At 63.2% G+C, this 16,028-nt stretch carries 17 protein-coding genes and 1 other RNA gene; 9 read left to right on the forward strand and 9 right to left on the reverse strand.

Translation table 11 applies throughout. The features are described from left to right. Positions 1–30 precede the first annotated feature (30 nt). Complete coding sequence (locus tag ACR65W_RS12455; RefSeq protein ID WP_434500047.1) at positions 31–1,050, forward strand: histone deacetylase family protein; 1,020 nt, start codon at positions 31–33, stop codon at positions 1,048–1,050. Positions 1,051–1,064: 14 nt separating this feature from the next. On the opposite strand, the gene hisG is transcribed toward ACR65W_RS12455, so the two are convergent. Together hisG and ACR65W_RS12465 are read right to left on the reverse strand one after the other, a co-directional pair. Then, positions 1,065–2,036: an ATP phosphoribosyltransferase gene (gene hisG / locus ACR65W_RS12460; protein ID WP_434500053.1), complete on the reverse strand. Its 972-nt coding sequence runs from the start codon at positions 2,034–2,036 to the stop codon at positions 1,065–1,067. Further along, positions 2,036–3,187: an ATP phosphoribosyltransferase regulatory subunit gene (locus ACR65W_RS12465; RefSeq protein WP_434500048.1), complete on the reverse strand. Its 1,152-nt coding sequence runs from the start codon at positions 3,185–3,187 to the stop codon at positions 2,036–2,038. Before ACR65W_RS12465 ends, hisG begins: the two co-directional genes overlap by 1 nt. Before the next feature lie 139 nt (positions 3,188–3,326). Between ACR65W_RS12465 and ffs the strand changes: the two genes are divergently transcribed. From ffs to recR, 4 genes are all read left to right on the forward strand, one after another. Beyond that, an RNA gene (ffs, locus tag ACR65W_RS12470) (signal recognition particle sRNA small type) lies at positions 3,327–3,423 on the forward strand. 76 nt (positions 3,424–3,499) lie between these two features. Beyond that, complete coding sequence (locus tag ACR65W_RS12475) at positions 3,500–5,353, forward strand: DNA polymerase III subunit gamma/tau (protein ID WP_434500049.1); 1,854 nt, start codon at positions 3,500–3,502, stop codon at positions 5,351–5,353. Beyond that, positions 5,350–5,673, forward strand: coding sequence for a YbaB/EbfC family nucleoid-associated protein (locus ACR65W_RS12480; protein ID WP_192879583.1), 324 nt, complete (start codon positions 5,350–5,352; stop codon positions 5,671–5,673). Before ACR65W_RS12475 ends, ACR65W_RS12480 begins: the two co-directional genes overlap by 4 nt. A 157-nt stretch (positions 5,674–5,830) precedes the next feature. Beyond that, entirely contained in the window at positions 5,831–6,436 is a 606-nt protein-coding gene (recR, locus tag ACR65W_RS12485; RefSeq protein WP_434500050.1) for a recombination mediator RecR, read from the forward strand. A gap of 59 nt (positions 6,437–6,495) precedes the next feature. Here the strand turns inward: recR and ACR65W_RS12490 are convergent, their stop codons facing one another. The 6 genes from ACR65W_RS12490 to rpsA all read right to left on the reverse strand — a co-directional run bounded on the left by ACR65W_RS12490 (position 6,496) and on the right by rpsA (position 11,949). Next, positions 6,496–7,146 carry a DsbA family protein gene (locus tag ACR65W_RS12490; RefSeq protein ID WP_434500051.1) on the reverse strand — a complete coding sequence of 217 codons (651 nt, stop codon included), beginning with the start codon at positions 7,144–7,146 and terminating at the stop codon, positions 6,496–6,498. Positions 7,147–7,242: 96 nt separating this feature from the next. Next, positions 7,243–7,446: a hypothetical protein gene (locus ACR65W_RS12495; protein ID WP_196402000.1), complete on the reverse strand. Its 204-nt coding sequence runs from the start codon at positions 7,444–7,446 to the stop codon at positions 7,243–7,245. Positions 7,447–7,728: 282 nt separating this feature from the next. After that, on the reverse strand, positions 7,729–8,346 hold the full coding sequence (gene rpsD / locus ACR65W_RS12500) for a 30S ribosomal protein S4 (RefSeq protein ID WP_434494753.1): 618 nt from the start codon (positions 8,344–8,346) through the stop codon (positions 7,729–7,731). Between the two features lie 280 nt (positions 8,347–8,626). Continuing rightward, positions 8,627–8,965, reverse strand: a complete 339-nt coding sequence (locus tag ACR65W_RS12505; RefSeq protein ID WP_175092708.1) for a hypothetical protein — start codon at positions 8,963–8,965, stop codon at positions 8,627–8,629. 115 nt (positions 8,966–9,080) lie between these two features. Then, positions 9,081–10,016 carry a hypothetical protein gene (locus ACR65W_RS12510; protein ID WP_434501520.1) on the reverse strand — a complete coding sequence of 312 codons (936 nt, stop codon included), beginning with the start codon at positions 10,014–10,016 and terminating at the stop codon, positions 9,081–9,083. A 187-nt stretch (positions 10,017–10,203) separates the two neighbouring features. Beyond that, on the reverse strand, positions 10,204–11,949 hold the full coding sequence (gene rpsA / locus ACR65W_RS12515; RefSeq protein WP_175092710.1) for a 30S ribosomal protein S1: 1,746 nt from the start codon (positions 11,947–11,949) through the stop codon (positions 10,204–10,206). A gap of 557 nt (positions 11,950–12,506) precedes the next feature. On the opposite strand from rpsA, the gene ACR65W_RS12520 reads away from it, so the two are divergent. From ACR65W_RS12520 to ACR65W_RS12530, 3 genes are all read left to right on the forward strand, one after another. Next, positions 12,507–12,737: a hypothetical protein gene (locus tag ACR65W_RS12520; protein WP_124738695.1), complete on the forward strand. Its 231-nt coding sequence runs from the start codon at positions 12,507–12,509 to the stop codon at positions 12,735–12,737. A gap of 90 nt (positions 12,738–12,827) precedes the next feature. Next, a complete protein-coding gene (gene bufB, locus ACR65W_RS12525) occupies positions 12,828–13,673 on the forward strand; it encodes an MNIO family bufferin maturase (protein ID WP_434501519.1) in 846 nt (281 codons plus the stop codon). Beyond that, positions 13,670–14,509, forward strand: coding sequence for an HvfC/BufC family peptide modification chaperone (locus ACR65W_RS12530; protein WP_434501518.1), 840 nt, complete (start codon positions 13,670–13,672; stop codon positions 14,507–14,509). The genes bufB and ACR65W_RS12530 overlap by 4 nt, the downstream gene beginning before the upstream one ends. Here ACR65W_RS12530 and fae read toward each other — a convergent pair. Next, positions 14,479–15,021, reverse strand: coding sequence for a formaldehyde-activating enzyme (fae, locus tag ACR65W_RS12535; protein ID WP_434501517.1), 543 nt, complete (start codon positions 15,019–15,021; stop codon positions 14,479–14,481). The genes ACR65W_RS12530 and fae overlap by 31 nt on opposite strands. Before the next feature lie 161 nt (positions 15,022–15,182). Between fae and ACR65W_RS12540 the strand changes: the two genes are divergently transcribed. After that, positions 15,183–15,968 (forward strand): hypothetical protein, encoded by a 786-nt coding sequence (locus ACR65W_RS12540; protein WP_434501516.1) that lies wholly within the window; start codon positions 15,183–15,185, stop codon positions 15,966–15,968. The last annotated feature ends 60 nt before the right edge of the window (positions 15,969–16,028 follow it).

A 16,028-nucleotide genomic window follows, 5' to 3' on the forward strand; every position in this document is an offset into this window, starting at 1 on the left:
GCTGTAGGTTTGAGCCACGGACCCGAGGAAATGGCCGGAGAACGTCGCGTCGCCTTTACGCGCCGAGAAGCAATCGCCGGCGCTGGCGCATGCCTCGCCTTCGGCGCGCGAGCCGCGACGGCCTCGACCCTGCTCGTCACGCACCCGGCGGGGTTGGCGCACGACATGGGGCCGGCGCATGTCGAGCGGCCGGAGCGGCTTCGCGCCATTCTACGCGCGCTGGACGACGCGCGCTTCGCAGGCCTCATGCGCGCCGAGGCGCCTTTAGCGGCGCAGGAGGCGCTGCTGCGCGCGCATAGCTCTGAACACCTCGCGCGTCTCGCGAAATCGGCGCCTTCAGAGGGATATGCGCGCATCGGTCCGGACGTCGCCATGAACGCCGCCACGCATGAAGCGACGTTGCGCGCCGCGGGCGGCGCGCTGGCGGCTGTCGATGCGGTGATGCGCGGCGACGCCAAGAACGCTTTCGTCGCCATGCGGCCGCCGGGCCATCATGCGACGCGCGACTTGCCGATGGGCTTTTGCTTCTTCAACAACGCCGCCGTGGCGGCGCTGCATGCGCGCGCGGCGCATGGCGCCTCGCGCGTCGCCATCGTCGATTTTGACGTGCATCACGGCAATGGCGTGCAGGAGATTTTCTGGAGCGATCGAAACGTGCTTTACGCTTCGACGCATCAGATGCCGCTCTATCCCGGCACGGGGGCGGTGAGCGAAACTGGCGCGCATGACACGATCGTCAACGCGCCACTCGCAAAGGGCGACGGCGGCGCGCAATTCCGCGAGGCGCTGGCGTCGCGCATTTTGCCGCGTCTCGACGCGTTTTCGCCCGATCTCGTCGTGCTTTGCGCCGGCTTCGACGCCCATCTGCATGATCCGCTCGGCGGATTGCGTTTCGTCGCAGAGGACTTCCGAGACGTCACGCTGCGCGTGATGGAGATCGCCGCGCGACGTTGCAAGGGACGCATCGTCTCGCTGCTCGAAGGCGGCTATCGGCCGGAAGATCTCGCGCGCAGCGCTGCGGCGCATGTCGGCGCGTTGATGGAAGCTTGAATGAGCTGCTGCGGTCACCCAAGCCGCGCCGCCAGCTTGCTCCACAAGGCGTTCTCCGCCTGAAAGATGTAATCGAGCCGCGCGCTGGTGACGCTTTTGGCGCCTCGGGCGATCAGCCAATCGGCGAGCGCCGCCACCTTTTTCGCCGGACAGGAGAAGGTCGCTGACTCATCGTCGATGTTGCGCAATCCGGCGCCGAAGTTCGCTTCCGCTTCTCGCAGGATATGTTCGCTCGGCGTTGGCAGGCTGGCGCGCACGTCGCGCGTCGTGCGCGCTTCTTCTTCCGCGGCGATGCGCGAGAGAATGACGCGCGCCGCTTCGCGCGCCGCCTTGTCCCACGGCGCCGTCAGCGAGGCGACGAGATTGGCCTGCGAACGCAGAATGACGCCGTCCTCGATGATCTTCAGCGCGTTCGCCGCGAGCGTCGCGCCTGTCGTCGTGATGTCGACGATGAGATCGGCGGAGCCGGCGGCGGGCGCGCCTTCGGTGGCGCCGGAACTCTCAACGATCCGATAGTCGGACACGCCGTGCGCGGCGAAGAAGCGTCGCGTCGTGTTCACATATTTCGTCGCGACGCGCAGTCCGCGGCCGTGGCGCGCGCGAAATCCATCGGCGACGTCGGCAAGATCGCTCATGTAGCGCACGTCGATCCAGGCTTGCGGAACCGCGACGACGACATTCGCGGCGCCAAACCCAAGCGGGGCGAGAAGCTCCACTTTCTTGTCGGCGTCGGCGATCTCCTCGCGCACCAGATCCTCGCCGGTGACGCCGAGATGGGCTTCGCCCAAGGCCAGACGACGCGTGATCTCGGAAGCGGAGAGATAGGCGACTTCCGCGCCTTCGACTCCGGCGACGGCGCCGCGATAGTCCCGCGCGCCGCGGCCTTGCGTCAGCTCCAGGCCAGCGCGCGCGAAGAAGGCGGCGGCGTTCTCCTGCAGCCGGCCTTTTGACGGGGAGGCGATAATGAGTTTTTGCGCGGGCGCCATCATGCTTCTCTCGCGCTCGGGGAAAGACGGTCGATCCAGATCGCGGCGCCGACAGCCGGTATGTCCGACGCTGCGCCGAGCGTCTTGAGCAGTCGGTCGTAGCGTCCGCCGCCGATCACTGGCGCGCCGTCGCTGGAGTGGCGGGCCTCGAAAACGAAGCCGGTGTAATAGTCGAGATGACGCGCAAAACTTGCCGAGAAGCGGATCTCGTGAGCGGCGAGGCCGCGCGCGCTAATGGCCTCAGCGCGCGCGTCAAAGCCGTCCAGCGCGGCGGAGAGGTCAAGCTGCGCGTCGGCGGCCAGCCGGCGCATGGCTGCGGAAGCTGAGTCGGGCGCGCCTTCGATGGTGAAAAAAGTCTCCGCCAGCGCGCGCGTCTCGTCGGAAACGCCCGCGCCTTCGGCGAGCGTCGCCTGATCGAGAAAGCGTTCGGCGATTTCAGCCGCGCTGCGGCCGCCGACGGCGGTGATGCCGGCGATGGACAACAAGTCCTCGACGAGACGGCGCGCATCCGACGGGTCGACTTTCGTCAGCGCCGCCAAGACGCCCGACTGTTCCGATCCGCCATTGCGTTCGGGCGACGCAAAAATATCGGATATCCTTTGGCCGCGCGCGTGCCCGGCCGCCAGACGCCGGCGCCAGACCGGCGGCATCTCGAGCCGTTCGAGGAAGGCGGCGACGAGCCCGGCGTCGCCGATCAGAACCTTGAGCGCCGTCGCGCCGGCCGCCCCCGCGGCGTCGAGGGAAGCGGCCAGAATTTCGACGTCCGCGGCTTCGCGGTCCTGGCGGCCGAAGCTCTCCAGCCCCGCCTGAAGAAACTCCCCGTCGCCGGTCGCGCCATGTTCAGGCGCGCGAAAGATCGAGCCGCCGTAAGCGTATGCGGCCGGATCGCCCGCCCGAGCGGAGGCGAGATAATCCAGGCAGACCGGAATCGTATATTCCGGCCGCAGGCAAAATTCAGCGCCTGAGCCATCGCTCGTCAGGTAAAGCCGGCCGCGGAAATCCTCTCCGGATCGATCCAGAAAGACATGCGCCGGCTGCAGGAGGCGCGGCTCGCAGCGTGCGAACCCCTCGCGCGCGAAATGCGCAAGAATGGCCGCAAGGCTGGTGGCTTCGCGTTCTGCTGAAGTGGCGGTGACGGCGTTCAAGCGCAAATTCCTCGAAATTTGCGCTCTCTTTAGCAAGTGCGCCGCGCGGGCGCACCCCTGCTCCGGGCGAAAGGTGAACGCCCCAAAGCAAAGGCCGCGGTCCAAAGCCTTGCATCCCTCCCTCTCGTCTGCCAAATAAGGGGCCGGGAGGTTGGCGGTGGACGCTTCACTCGCCAACCGGGTCAGGTCCGGAAGGAAGCAGCCCTAACGAGCTTGGGCGGGTCTTCGTTCAGCCTCCCACCTTCTTCGGCGAGCAGCGAATGGCGTAGCGCAATACACTGCGCTGTTCGTCGCTCGTCTGCCGCCGGATGGATGCAGATGGACCACGAGCACGATCCGCCGAGGCCATCGCTGGCGCCCGCCGAGGGCGGACCTTCGCTGTTTGGCGCCGATCAGGCGCCGCCGTCGGCCTATCGCGTGCTGGCTCGCAAATACCGACCGACCACCTTCGCAGACCTGATCGGCCAAGAGCCGATGGTGCGCACGCTCGAAAACGCATTCGATCTCAACCGAATTCATCAGGCCTATCTGCTGACCGGCGTGCGCGGCGTCGGCAAGACGACGACCGCGCGCATTCTCGCGCGCGCGTTCAACTATGAACTGCCGGCGGGAGACGGGCGGCCCGCGATCAATCAGCCGACGATTCATATGGAGGAGCTCGGCGTCCACTGTCAGGCGATCATCGACTCGCGCCATGTCGACGTGCTCGAAATGGACGCCGCCTCGCACACCGGCATCGACGACATCCGAGAGATCATCGACAACGCCCGTTACCGCCCGGTCATGGCGCGAACCAAAGTCTACATCATCGACGAAGTGCATATGCTCTCGAAGGCCGCGTTCAACGGTCTCTTAAAGACGCTTGAAGAGCCGCCTGAGCATGTGAAGTTCATCTTCGCGACGACGGAAATCGACAAGGTGCCGGTGACGGTGCGCTCGCGCTGCCAGCGCTTTGATCTGCGCCGCATCGACGCCGGCCTGCTCGCCAATCATCTGCTGGGCGTCTGCAAGGCCGAAGGCGTCGCCATCGAGCCGGAAGCGCTCGCCATGATCGCGCGTGCGGCGGAAGGCTCGGCGCGCGATGCTTTGTCCTTGCTCGATCAGGCGATCGCCTATGGCGCGGCCCATTCGGCCGGCGGCGCGATCGCCGCGGAGGATTTGCGGCTGATGCTCGGCGTCGCCGACAAGGCGCGAATCATCGACCTTTTCGAAGCGGCGATGTCGGGCGATATCGCCAAGGCGATCGCCATTCTCGAAGATCAGTACAACGGCGGCGCCGATCCGGCGCAGGTGCTGCTCGAACTCGCCGAATTCACGCATCTCGCCACGCGCCTGAAGCTTGCGCCGGAGACCGCCCAGTCGGCGGCGCTGACGCCCGAAGAGAAACGTCGCGGCGAAGAGGCCGCAACGCGCCTCTCGGTTCCCGCGCTCACGCGCGCCTGGCAGATCCTGATGAAAGGCGTTGAGGAGTTGCGCGGCTCGCAGCGGCCATTGGCGGCGGCCGACATGGTGCTTGTGCGGCTCGCTTACGCCGCCGACATGCCTTCGCCGTCGGAGGCGCTGCGCCGCCTGGGGTTTGGCGAGAACGCATCGAGCGCCGACTCCGGGGCGCCCTCAACGCGAAGCGCAGCGCCTGCCGGAGCTGGCGCTGCGCCGCAAGCGCGCGGCGGCGGCCAAGGATTCGCGCTGGCGCCCCGCTCCGCCGCGCCTCAGCCCTCCGCAGCGCCGGCGCCAGGAATCATCATCGAGAGCTTCGATGCGCTTGTCGCGCTTGCCGCGCAGAAACGTGACATGCGCCTCAAGATCGGGCTCGAATCCGAAGTGCGGCTGGTGCGGTTCGAACATGGACGGATCGAATTTGAACTCGCGCCGGGCGGCGCGCGGGAACTGGCGTCGACTCTGATGCAGAGGCTTCAGGCCTGGACCGGCGAGCGCTGGATGGTGTCGGTCGTCGCCTCCGGCGGCGCGCCGACGCTCAAGGAGCAGCGCGACGCGGAGGAGCGCAAGCGCCGCTCCTCGCTCGAGTCGGATCCGCTCGTCGCGAGCGTGCTCGCGCGTTTTCCCGGCGCGCAGATCGTCGCCGTGCGGGGCAGGGACGAGGGCGCAGCGTCCGCCGAAACGCTCTATGATGACGCGACGCCAATCGAGGAAGACGACGGAGACGCGCAATGATGGACTTCATGGGCCTGATGAAGCAGGCGCAGCAGATGCAGGCCAAAATGGCCGAAGCGCAGCTGGAGCTCGAACAGACCGTCGTCGAAGGCGAGGCGGGCGGCGGCATGGTGAGGGTCGCGCTCACCGCCAAAGGCGGGATGAAAAGCATTTCCATCGACCCGAGTCTGTTGACGCCCGACGAAAAGGAAATTCTTCAAGACCTGATTCTCACGGCCCACATGCAGGCGCGCGCCAAGGCGGAGGAGGCCATGGCCGAAAAAATGAAAGCGCTCACCGGCGGGCTGCCGTTGCCGCCAGGCTTTAAGTTGCCGTTTTGATGCATATTGCTGCAATTCTCGCGTCATGGCCCGGCCTTGAGCCGGCCATCCACGTGATGACGCCGCCCAAAGCTTCCAATTATACGTAGCATTCTGACTTGGATGCCCGCGACAAGCGCGGGCATGACGCGAAACCACATGAGGCGTTGATCCGGCTATGGCGGAAAAGGTGGCCGGTCCCGAGATCGAAAAACTCGTGCAGCTCCTGGCCAAATTGCCGGGGCTCGGTCCGCGGTCGGCGCGGCGCGCGGCGCTGCATCTCATCCGCAAACGCGAAGAACTGCTGGCGCCGCTCGCCGAAGCGATGCGCGTCGCACATGAGCGCATCGTCGTTTGCTCGGTCTGCGGCAATATCGATACGAGCGATCCGTGCACGATCTGTCGTGACGCGCGCCGCGACGAATCGATCCTGGTCGTCGTCGAGACGGTCGCCGATCTCTGGGCTCTGGAGCGGGCAGGGCTGCTCAATGCGCGCTATCACGTGCTCGGCGGCGTGCTGTCGCCGCTCGACGGCGTCGGCCCCGACGATCTCTCTATCGCGAGCCTCGTCACGCGCGTGCGCGCCGGAGAGACCGGCGAAGTCGTTCTCGCGGTCAACGCAACGGTCGACGGCCAGACGACCGCGCATTACATCGCCGATGTGCTGGCGCCGTCAGGCGTGAAGGTGACGCGGCTCGCCCATGGCGTGCCGGTCGGCGGCGAACTCGACTATCTCGATGAGGGAACGCTTGCGGCGGCGCTGGAGCGCCGGACAGCGTTCTAGAGGGCGTTTTTGAGAGCCGTCATGGCTGGCCTGATACAGCCATCCAGCGCAGGAAGCGATCACTTCGCTGCGGTTTTCGATGTGATGATCTTGTCCCAGTCCTCGACGCCGATCTCGCCGGTGTATTTGTCGCCATTGACAAAAAAGGTCGGCGTAGAGCTGACGCCAAATTTCTCGGCGGCGCGATTACGCACCTTATTGACGTTCTCGTAAAGCGTCTGATCCTTTAGGACGGCCTCGAACTTCTCCTGGCCGACGCCAGCCTGTTTCAAGACATTGGCCAGACCGTCGAGCGGCTTATCGGAGAAGGCCCAGTTCTTCTGCTGCGAGAACAGAAGATCGACCGTCGCGTCGCGCTTGTCGCCGAGTTCGCGCGCCAGCATGAAGGCGGCCGTCGCGAGCGGATCGAGCGGGAACTCCCGCAAAATGAATTTCGCCTTGCCCGTGTCGATATAGTTCTTCTTCAGCTCCGGGTACACGTCGTGATGGAACGCCGCGCAGTGGCTGCACGTCATCGAAGCATATTCGACGATCGTCACGGGAGCGTTCTCCGCGCCTTCCACCACATCCGGCAGGGCGTTCGGCGCCATCAGGTCATCGATCGCGACTTTGCCCGAAGGCGACTTGTCGGCAAGGGCGGGCGCTGCGGCGACGAGCGCGCAGGCGGCGCCGACAAGAAAACCACGACGGGGCATAAAAGCGAAGGGCATGTGCGTTCCGTAACTGTTGCGAAGCCGAAGACCATAACGTCTTCGACAATTGTGGCAAATCAAATCTGGCGAGGATGTGGAGCCGCTATGCGGGCGCTACAGCCCGTGTTTCGGCCGAATGAACCAGTAAAGCACGCCGATAAAAGCGAGCACGACGCCGAACCAGAAAACGACGTCGCCGAGCATCAGGTCCCTCATGGTGTAGCTTAGAACGCTGACCAGCAAGCCGCCGATCGCTATCCAGAGCGGACGCTGACCGCGTTCCTTCTCCGCCGGCCGCTTCTTCGGTAGCCCGGACACGCGCCTCTCCTTCTGCGTTCCCTTGGTGGTTCGGCCGTCTTTCAGCTTGCTTGCAAGCGATGACGGCGCTTTTGCGCGAGAGCAGGTTCTGAAAAAGTTGACGGACTTTTTCGATGGGAACCTGCTCCAACTTTTGATTTTGAGCGATTCCTTATCGATCACATGAGCCCATGTGATCGGGAAGCGCTCTAGAGTTTCCGATTGCGGTCCCACAGTCAAGAACGGGCATAAAAAAACAGCCGCTCGACGCGGCTGTCTTCTTCACATTGCTGCGCGTCGAGGTTAGCGCGAATAGAACTCGATGACGAGGTTCGGCTCCATCTGCACGGGGTAGGGCACCTCCGTCGCATGCGGCACCCGGATGAGCTTCGCGGTCATCTTGGAGTGGTCGACGTCGTAATATTCCGGCGCGTCGCGCTCGGCGAGCTGAACCGCCTCGAGCACGGTCACGGCCTGTTTCGAGGCTTCCTTCACCTCGATCACGTCGCCGACCTTCACCTGATAAGATGGAATGTTGACGCGCTTGCCGTTGACGCGGATGTGGCCGTGATTGACGAATTGGCGCGCGGCGAAAACCGTCGGAACGAATTTCGCGCGATAGACGATCGCGTCAAGGCGCCGCTCCAAAAGGCCGATCAGATTATCGCCCGAGTCGCCCTTTAATCGGATCGCTTCCGCATAATATTTGCGAAACTGCTTTTCGGAGATATTGCCGTAGTAGCCCTTGAGCTTCTGCTTGGCTTTGAGCTGGGTGCCATAGTCGGAGAGCTTGCCCTTGCGCCGCTGTCCGTGCTGTCCGGGGCCATATTCGCGGCGATTGACGGGGCTCTTCGGCCGGCCCCAGATGTTCTGGCCCAGGCGGCGGTCGAGCTTATATTTTGATTCTGCGCGCTTCGTCACTTTGACTCTCGTCCTCTCATGGTCGCGTTTGAGGCGTGCGAGAGGCGAAAGACGAAATGCGTCCGGAGCGTTGCGCTCGGACGTCGTCCAGATTCGCGTCTCTCGCCGCCCCCGGCCAGCGCCGGGGCTTCAAGAACGCGCCCTCCTCTGCCGTCAACCGGCCGACAGGCGTTTGCAGCAAACGCCACGGGTGCTGGCCTGGCGCGAACGGGCCGCGTCAGGCTCGTGGGGAGCTAAAGGAAAGCGCTCCCTAAGTCAAGATTTCTTGAGAAAAGCCGACTTACGGCCACCAGAACGGGAAACCCTCATCGTAGGGCACGATCATGCTCGCGTTATAGGGCGGCCGCTGCGGAAGCGTCTCCTGCATATACCAGCTGCGCTGGTTGCGCTCGATCGGATCGTGATTGAGGTAGGTCTGCTGCACCATGTAGCGGTTGGTGCTGCCGACCGGCACCTGGGTGCCGGGATCGAGCCAGCTGCGGCGCTGGATGTCGATCGGACCGCGGGCGCAACAAGCATCGCTCGAGGATACGCGATAGCGGGACTTGGCGAGCGCATCGCCCGCCGCGAACAACACCAGACAGGCGAGCCCCGCCGACAGCACTTTATTCCTGCGCATCACGATCCCCTTTTGGACTGAACGCCGTAGATCATAATAGCGGATCGTTTCGCAAAAGCGAATTAAAGCGGGCTTATCCCGCCAGCAATCCGTCGTCAGGGTGAATGCGGAGCGCCTAGCGCGTGATCTGTGCGCCTTGGCGCGATGGCCGCGCATGCGCGCGGCGCGCGCCCTGCGTTGGACGCGCGGCGTTCTTTTGCGCTGGGATGGTCGCGGTCAGGTCGTCGCGCGAGATGTCGCCGCAGCCAATGGCGCGCGTCGACGCCGCTTGTGCGAAGAAGTCGTTCAGCGCCGGATTATCCGGACTCGCCGTGTAGTTGATGCGGTCGAGCAGGCAGCCGAGCGCGACCCGGTCGATCGGTTTCGCCGATTCGCCGCAGGCCAGTCCGGCGATTTCGAGGGCGAGCTTCCCATCGATGAAACGCGCCGCAATGCAGCTTCGTTCGCTCGCCACGACGCCCTCGGATGCGGTTTGCGAGAGCCGTATTTCGGCCGTCTCAAACGCCCCGAATTTGGTGATGAGCGCGCTCGGCTGGCCGATCTTCGCGACGTTAAGGCCGGCCTGGACGGCGTGTCGGGCCATGTCGAGGAAGAAATCGGACGTCTTTTCCTTGTCGATGATATCCTGATGAATATCGACGCGCATGAATGGCGCGCCCATTGCGAATTGCCCGATGGCGATCGTGTCGATACGGCCAGAGCCGTTCTCGCTGTCGCGCACGGCGATCGTTTTTTTCTCCCGGTCGAATTCCGGCGCGGCGATGTCGAATGCGCTGAAGGGCTTCGCCATCAGCGCCGAAGCCTCGATGGCTTCGACGGAAATTTTGGTGGAAATCTTGCGCGAGGGTGCGACAGGGACGCGCGGTTGCTCGACGTTCGCCGCGACTTTCGGTTCCGCGATCCTGGGTCCGCGCGGAAGAAGGACGAGCGCGGCGAAGAGAATGAGCGTCGCGCCGACGCCCATTCCGATCGCTGCGCGGACGCCCGCCGGGCGGGCGCGCAGCGGCTGCGCATAACGCCTGTAGTTGGGGTCCAGTTCGGCAACGCTCATGAGACGCGACTCCGGCGGCCCGCGGCGGCCGCGGGCGGAAAACGCGCCGAGTTTGCGCAGTTGTTTCAAAAGTTAGCGTTAACGGCCCGGCGCGAATTGAGGCATGGTGAATGAAAGGTTTACGCGACGCGCAGAGAAAAGCCCGCGCCTTGAGGGCGCGGGCCTGAAACTGGTGGTGAAGGAGATCTTACTCCTCTTCGTCCTTCTTGGCTTTCTTGGGCGTCTCTTCGCGGGCCTTGAGCGCCGCGCCAAGAATATCGCCGAGCGACGCGCCGGAGTCGGCCGAGCCATATTGCGCGATGGCCTCCTTCTCTTCGGCGACTTCGAGCGCCTTGATCGAGACGGAGACCTTGCGGGCCTTGCGGTCGAACAGCGTCACGCGGGCGTCGACCTTCTCGCCGACGGCGAACCGTTCAGGGCGCTGGTCGGCGCGGTCGCGAGCGAGTTCGCTGCGCTTGATGAAGGTGGAGAGATCGGTGCCGGCGATCTTCACGTCGATGCCGGACTCCTTCACCTCGATCACTTCGCAGGTGACGACGAGGCCCTTTCTGAGCTCGCCGCCTTCTTCGGCGCTGACGGAAGCGAACGGATCGCCCGCAAGCTGCTTGACGCCCAGTGAAATGCGCTCCTTCTCGACGTCGACGTCGAGGACCTGGGCGTTGATCGTGTCGCCCTTCTTATACTCCTCGATGACCTGCTCGCCGGGACGGTTCCAGTCGAGATCCGACAGATGGACCATGCCGTCCACGTCGCCGTCGAGGCCGATGAAGAGTCCGAACTCGGTCTTGTTCTTCACTTCGCCAGAGACGGTCGAGCCGACCGGATGCTTCTCGGCGAAGGCCTCCCACGGATTCTGCAGGCACTGCTTGAGGCCCAGCGAGATTCGGCGTTTGACCGGATCGACTTCGAGCACCTGAACGTCGACTTCCTGGCTCGTCGAGACGATCTTGCCGGGATGGACGTTCTTTTTCGTCCAGCTCATTTCCGAGACGTGGACGAGGCCTTCGATGCCAGGCTCCAGTTCGACGAAAGCGCCGTAGTCGGTGATGTTTGTCACGCGGCCGTGGAATCTGGCGCTGATCGGATATTTCGCCTCGATGCCCTGCCAGGGATCCTCGAGCAGCTGCTTCATGCCGAGCGAGATGCGGTGCGTCTCGTGATTGATCTTGATGATCTTCACCTTGACGGTCTGACCGATGGTCAGCACCTCGGACGGGTGATTGACGCGCCGCCAGGCGATATCGGTGACATGCAGCAGACCGTCAATGCCGCCGAGATCCACGAAGGCGCCGTAGTCGGTGATGTTCTTCACGACGCCGTCGATCACCTGTCCCTCTTCGAGGTTGGCGACGATCTCGTGGCGCTGCTCGGCGCGGCTCTCTTCGAGCACGGTGCGGCGCGAGACGACGATATTGCCGCGCCGGCGGTCCATCTTCAGGATGTGGAACGGCTGCGGGACGTTCATCAGCGGGCCGACGTCGCGGATCGGTCGGATGTCGACCTGGCTGCGCGGCAGAAAGGCCACGGCGCCGTCGAGGTCGACGGTGAAGCCGCCCTTGACCTGATTGAAGATGACGCCCTCGACCTTTTCATTGGTCTCGAAGGCCTTTTCGAGCTTGACCCAGCTCTCTTCGCGCCGCGCCTTGTCGCGCGAAATGACGGCTTCGCCGAGCGCGTTCTCGACGCGCTCCAGATAGACTTCGACCTCTTCGCCCACTTGGGGAGCGGGGTCGCGGCCATAGCCGGTGAATTCCTTGATGGCGACGCGGCCCTCGGTCTTGAGGCCGATGTCGATGACGGCGACATCCTTTTCGATGGCGACGACGCGGCCCTTGATGACGGAGCCTTCGAAGGCCTCGTTCTGGCCATAGCTCTCATCAAGCAGAGCGGCGAAATCTTCGCGCGTAGGCGCGCGATCGGTCGTGGCGGACATTTGTTCTCCCGAGAGCCCAGAGAGGGCGGCGCCGGCAAGGGTTAGCGTTGCAGATCGGCTTTCGGCGATCGGACGTCCCCCGCGGCTAAAACGCGAGGCTGGACGAAAAGTTCGCTAAGCGAACTGCCGGCGCGGCCCGATGTCGAAAACCAAAGCGAATGCCCCGGCTTGGTTACCGAGGCGGGGCCTATCTACCAGCGGCGCGCCGCCGTCGCAAGCGCGCCGAAAAGAAAAGAGTCGACGCAGCCTGCGCAAAGCTATGATATTGCACTGCAATAAGTTAACAATATACTGTTTTAATATAATAATCATAATGCAAAAGGGCTCGTTTGTTGGCGAATTTCTCGCTAGCGGAATCGCAGCCGCACGCATAGTCTGCGTCCTACTGCCACGCTTCGGCGCGCCGCCAAGCGTCAGCGCCGGCGCGCCCGCCGCCCGGAGCAACATTGGCGCGCCGGGCCGCTTGGCCGAAGCCCAGTAGAACTTCGCTTTCGCCGTCCAGACGGCGAGAGCGTCGACTTCCCGTCGTTGCGACGGGGATATAAAGAGGAGAAGAGATGAAGACGAATATTATTTCAGGTTCGGCTCTCGCCGCCGCCGCCGTCGCCCTTGCTCTGAGCGGCGCATCGGTTGCGCCCGCCCACGCGCATTCCGCGAAGTCGACCCACGCGAAGACCCATTGCGGGGCCAAGGGAACATGCCGCGGCATGGCCAAGTGCCACCACAAGGCGCAGTGTCACCATCACAAGGGTCGCTGCAACATGAAGAGCCGCTGCCACAGCAAGTAATCGGCTTGCGCGGGGGCGGCGCCTACAGCCGTCCCCGCCACGCTGATGCGGCTCCGGCATGAGCGGCGATGCCTGAGAGGGGAACACGTCATGGAAAAACCCGCGCCGCTTGGCTACGGCTTGGGTCTGCGGCCAATCTATTATGAAGAGATCCTGTCGTCGCGCCCGCCGATCGACTGGTTCGAAATCATTTCTGAAAACTACATGCTCGCCGGCGGCCGGCCGCTGGCGATGTTGGAGCGGATACGCGCCGATTATCCCGTCGTCATGCATGGCGTCTCGATGTCGCTTGCGTCAACCGACCCGCTCAACTTCGACTATTTGCGGCAGTTGAAGGCGCTTGCTGAACGTGTCCAGCCGGCATGGGTTTCAGATCACATCGCCTGGACAGGCGTTCATGGCGTGACGCTTCACGATCTGCTGCCGATTCCCTACACGCGCGAGTCGCTCGCGCATGTCGTCGAGCGCATCCAACGGGTGCAGGACTTTCTCAAGCGCCGGCTGGTCGTTGAGAACGCCTCGACCTACGTGTCCTTTGTCGATTCCGAGATGAGCGAACACGAGTTCGTTCGCGAAATGGCCGAGCGCGCCGATTGCCTGTTGCTGCTCGACGTCAACAATGTTTTCGTTTCGAGCTTCAACCACGGCTTCGATCCCGTCGCCTTCATCGATGGCGTTCCGGCTGAGCGCGTCGTGCAATTTCACATGGCGGGTCATACCAACAATGAGACTCATCGCGTCGACACACACGACCAGCCGGTCTGTGACGAGGTCTGGGCGCTGTACGAGCACGCGCGTCGTCGCTGCGGCGACGTCTCCGCCATGATCGAGCGCGATGACAATTATCCGCCGCTTGCGGAGCTTTTGGACGAACTCCAGAATATGCGTGATATCGACGCCCGTATCTCAAAAGTGCAAGCGCTCAGCGCGGCATGAAACTCGCCGATTTTCAGTCTCTGTTTCAGCAGCGCGTGCTGGCCGGCTCTGGAGAGGCGGACAAGCCTCTTCTGAAAAAATTGAGGCCGTCGCCGCGCGGCGCCACGCCAGAGACGCTGCTGGACGTCTATCAGACCGGCTACCGCATTCGACTGGCGGACTTTGTCTCGCAGGATCACCCGGGGCTGCGCGCGATTCTCGGAGACGAGGCGTTTGACGCGCTGGTCCACGACTACATCGACCAATGTCCGTCGCGCGATCCGAACGCCCGCTGGTTTACGACCGGACTGCCGGACTTCATGCGCGAGAATGCGCGCTGGCGCGACGATGGCGCGGCCGTGTCCATGGCGCTGTTTGAGCGCGCCATGGTCGACGCCTTCGACTCCGCTGACGAAACGCCGGTGACGGTGCAGGCGCTGGCGGGATTTGCGCCCGACGATTGGGCGCGGCTCGCTTTCGAATTCGACCCGAGCCTCACGCTGCTCGAACTCGTCGCTGGCACGATCGAGGCCTATAGCGCGGCGATCAGCGAGGAGGCGCCGGCGAAAGTCGATAAGCCCGCGGCGGGCGATCACATCGAATATGCCGCCGTATGGCGCGTCGATCATGAATCCGCCTATCGCCAGCTCGAGCCCGACGAATATGTCGCGCTGTCCGAAGCGCGCGCCGGCCACGCCTTCGGCGACATTTGTCAGATGACCGCCTTTCAGCAGGCGGGCGAGATTGCGCCGGAGCGGCTGGCGCAATCGCTGTCGAGCTGGTTTGAGGACGGCATGATTATCGGCGTGCGCGTCCGCGGGGACGATCAGTCTTCGAATACGCCTTCAAGCGCGTAGTGCTGGACGCTCTTGCGGTTGGCGATGAGTTCGTCGGCCGTCGGCTCGCCCTTCATGGCGCGAGAGATCGCGAGCTTCGTCGCTTGGTAATTGGTGCGATAGAGGTCTTTCTTGTCGAGTTCCGCATGGGTGGCGCAACGCGGATCGAGCCAGACCATGATGATCATGCACAGGTCGTTGAGCTGATCCTTCGGGAGAATTCCTTCGGCGACGCAGTCGACGATGGCGTCGCCGGTCGCCGCTTGCACCACGCCGCCAAGAAGCTCGACGTAATCTTCCGATTTGACCGTCATTTTGGTGGTCATCATCGTCGACGGCCGCACCTGCTGGTTGAGGTCGCGGATGACGAACATGCGCGGATGGCCGGCGACCTGACCCGCCATGCTGGCGAAGGCGTGCCCGACCGGTCCCTTGACATTGCCGATCATGACTTCCGGCATGGCGTCGGTATATTGTCCGTCCGCGGCCAGAACCGTCGCTTCGCCCGTCGCCAGCCAGATATGCTCGGTCATTTTCCATCCCCTGCAATGAAGTGGCTGGGAAATAGCATTGAGGCGGGCAGTAGGGAAGGCCAAGTGCGGCGCGCTCTTGGCGCGGACAGAGCAAAAGTCGATTTGGGAAAGATGTGAATATAGTGGTATTTTTGCGAGACGTCGGATCGTTTGTGCGCTCAGTGGCCATCGCCTTGCTGGCTGCGGCCGCGCCAATGTTCGGATTTTATTTTCTTCTGACAAGCCAGCTGGCGCCCGTTCGCGAACCTCTCTGGAGTTTGCCGACGATCTTCATTCCGGCTGTTTATTGCTGCCTTTGGCTCTTGAGGCGCGAACGCAGTTTCCGCTCGGCGAGCTTTGCTCTAAAACTGACATTGGTTCACGCTGCCGCGATGCTGGCGCTTCTGGCGCTCGGTTGGTGGCGGAACGTCGCGGTCGCGGCTCTGTTCTTTGACAGCCTGCTCCTTTTTGCGCTGCTTGGCCCTGTCACTGAGAAACGAGAATCATCGGAGCGCTACGCTTTCTCGAAAGCCACTATCTTTTGGATCGGAACTATTCTCGCTATTTTTTTGCCGCTCGGCTTTCTCAATTCGGTCGTCGTTGTTTTTCGCGCCGAGCAACTGGCTGGAGAGCGACCCTATTGCATCCAATATGCAAACGACGCAGACCGCAGTCCTCGATACGATTCAGTGCGCAGCGTCTTTGATCTCTCGATTTTCAGGTTGCTAAACAGATCCAGCGGCGGGGGCAATACCGGCGTGACGTTTGAATGGAAGCACCATGGCCTGCTCGCGCTTGATGATGACGTTCGTCGCTACTACAACTGGTCTTATGCTTATGAGGAATTTCGTGATGAGGTTGTCAATCGCGGGTTGTTCGATAACGACGTTTTCCGACCCGAAATAGTTTGTCGCGTTGAACCTCATTTCGCGATGAAACTTCCGCTCTGGAGTGGATCGCGCGATTAATGGACACTTTGTTCCAGCATAGCTGAGCAGTCCCCACTCAGGGCGCGTGCGCGACGGTTT

Origin of the sequence: Methylocystis sp. (assembly GCF_051062815.1) — a bacterium.
Classification (GTDB): Bacteria; Pseudomonadota; Alphaproteobacteria; order Rhizobiales; family Beijerinckiaceae; genus Methylocystis.

Coding starts and splice junctions, on each gene's coding strand:
- ACR65W_RS12455 (WP_434500047.1), top strand. CDS start 31: ATGGCCGGAGAACGTCGCGTCGCCTTTACGCGCCGAGAAGCAATCGCC.
- hisG (WP_434500053.1), bottom strand. CDS start 2,036: ATGGCGCCCGCGCAAAAACTCATTATCGCCTCCCCGTCAAAAGGCCGG.
- ACR65W_RS12475 (WP_434500049.1), top strand. CDS start 3,500: ATGGACCACGAGCACGATCCGCCGAGGCCATCGCTGGCGCCCGCCGAG.
- ACR65W_RS12480 (WP_192879583.1), top strand. CDS start 5,350: ATGATGGACTTCATGGGCCTGATGAAGCAGGCGCAGCAGATGCAGGCC.
- recR (WP_434500050.1), top strand. CDS start 5,831: ATGGCGGAAAAGGTGGCCGGTCCCGAGATCGAAAAACTCGTGCAGCTC.
- ACR65W_RS12490 (WP_434500051.1), bottom strand. CDS start 7,146: ATGCCCTTCGCTTTTATGCCCCGTCGTGGTTTTCTTGTCGGCGCCGCC.
- ACR65W_RS12505 (WP_175092708.1), bottom strand. CDS start 8,965: ATGCGCAGGAATAAAGTGCTGTCGGCGGGGCTCGCCTGTCTGGTGTTG.
- ACR65W_RS12510 (WP_434501520.1), bottom strand. CDS start 10,016: ATGAGCGTTGCCGAACTGGACCCCAACTACAGGCGTTATGCGCAGCCG.
- rpsA (WP_175092710.1), bottom strand. CDS start 11,949: ATGTCCGCCACGACCGATCGCGCGCCTACGCGCGAAGATTTCGCCGCT.
- ACR65W_RS12520 (WP_124738695.1), top strand. CDS start 12,507: ATGAAGACGAATATTATTTCAGGTTCGGCTCTCGCCGCCGCCGCCGTC.
- bufB (WP_434501519.1), top strand. CDS start 12,828: ATGGAAAAACCCGCGCCGCTTGGCTACGGCTTGGGTCTGCGGCCAATC.
- ACR65W_RS12530 (WP_434501518.1), top strand. CDS start 13,670: ATGAAACTCGCCGATTTTCAGTCTCTGTTTCAGCAGCGCGTGCTGGCC.
- fae (WP_434501517.1), bottom strand. CDS start 15,021: ATGACCGAGCATATCTGGCTGGCGACGGGCGAAGCGACGGTTCTGGCC.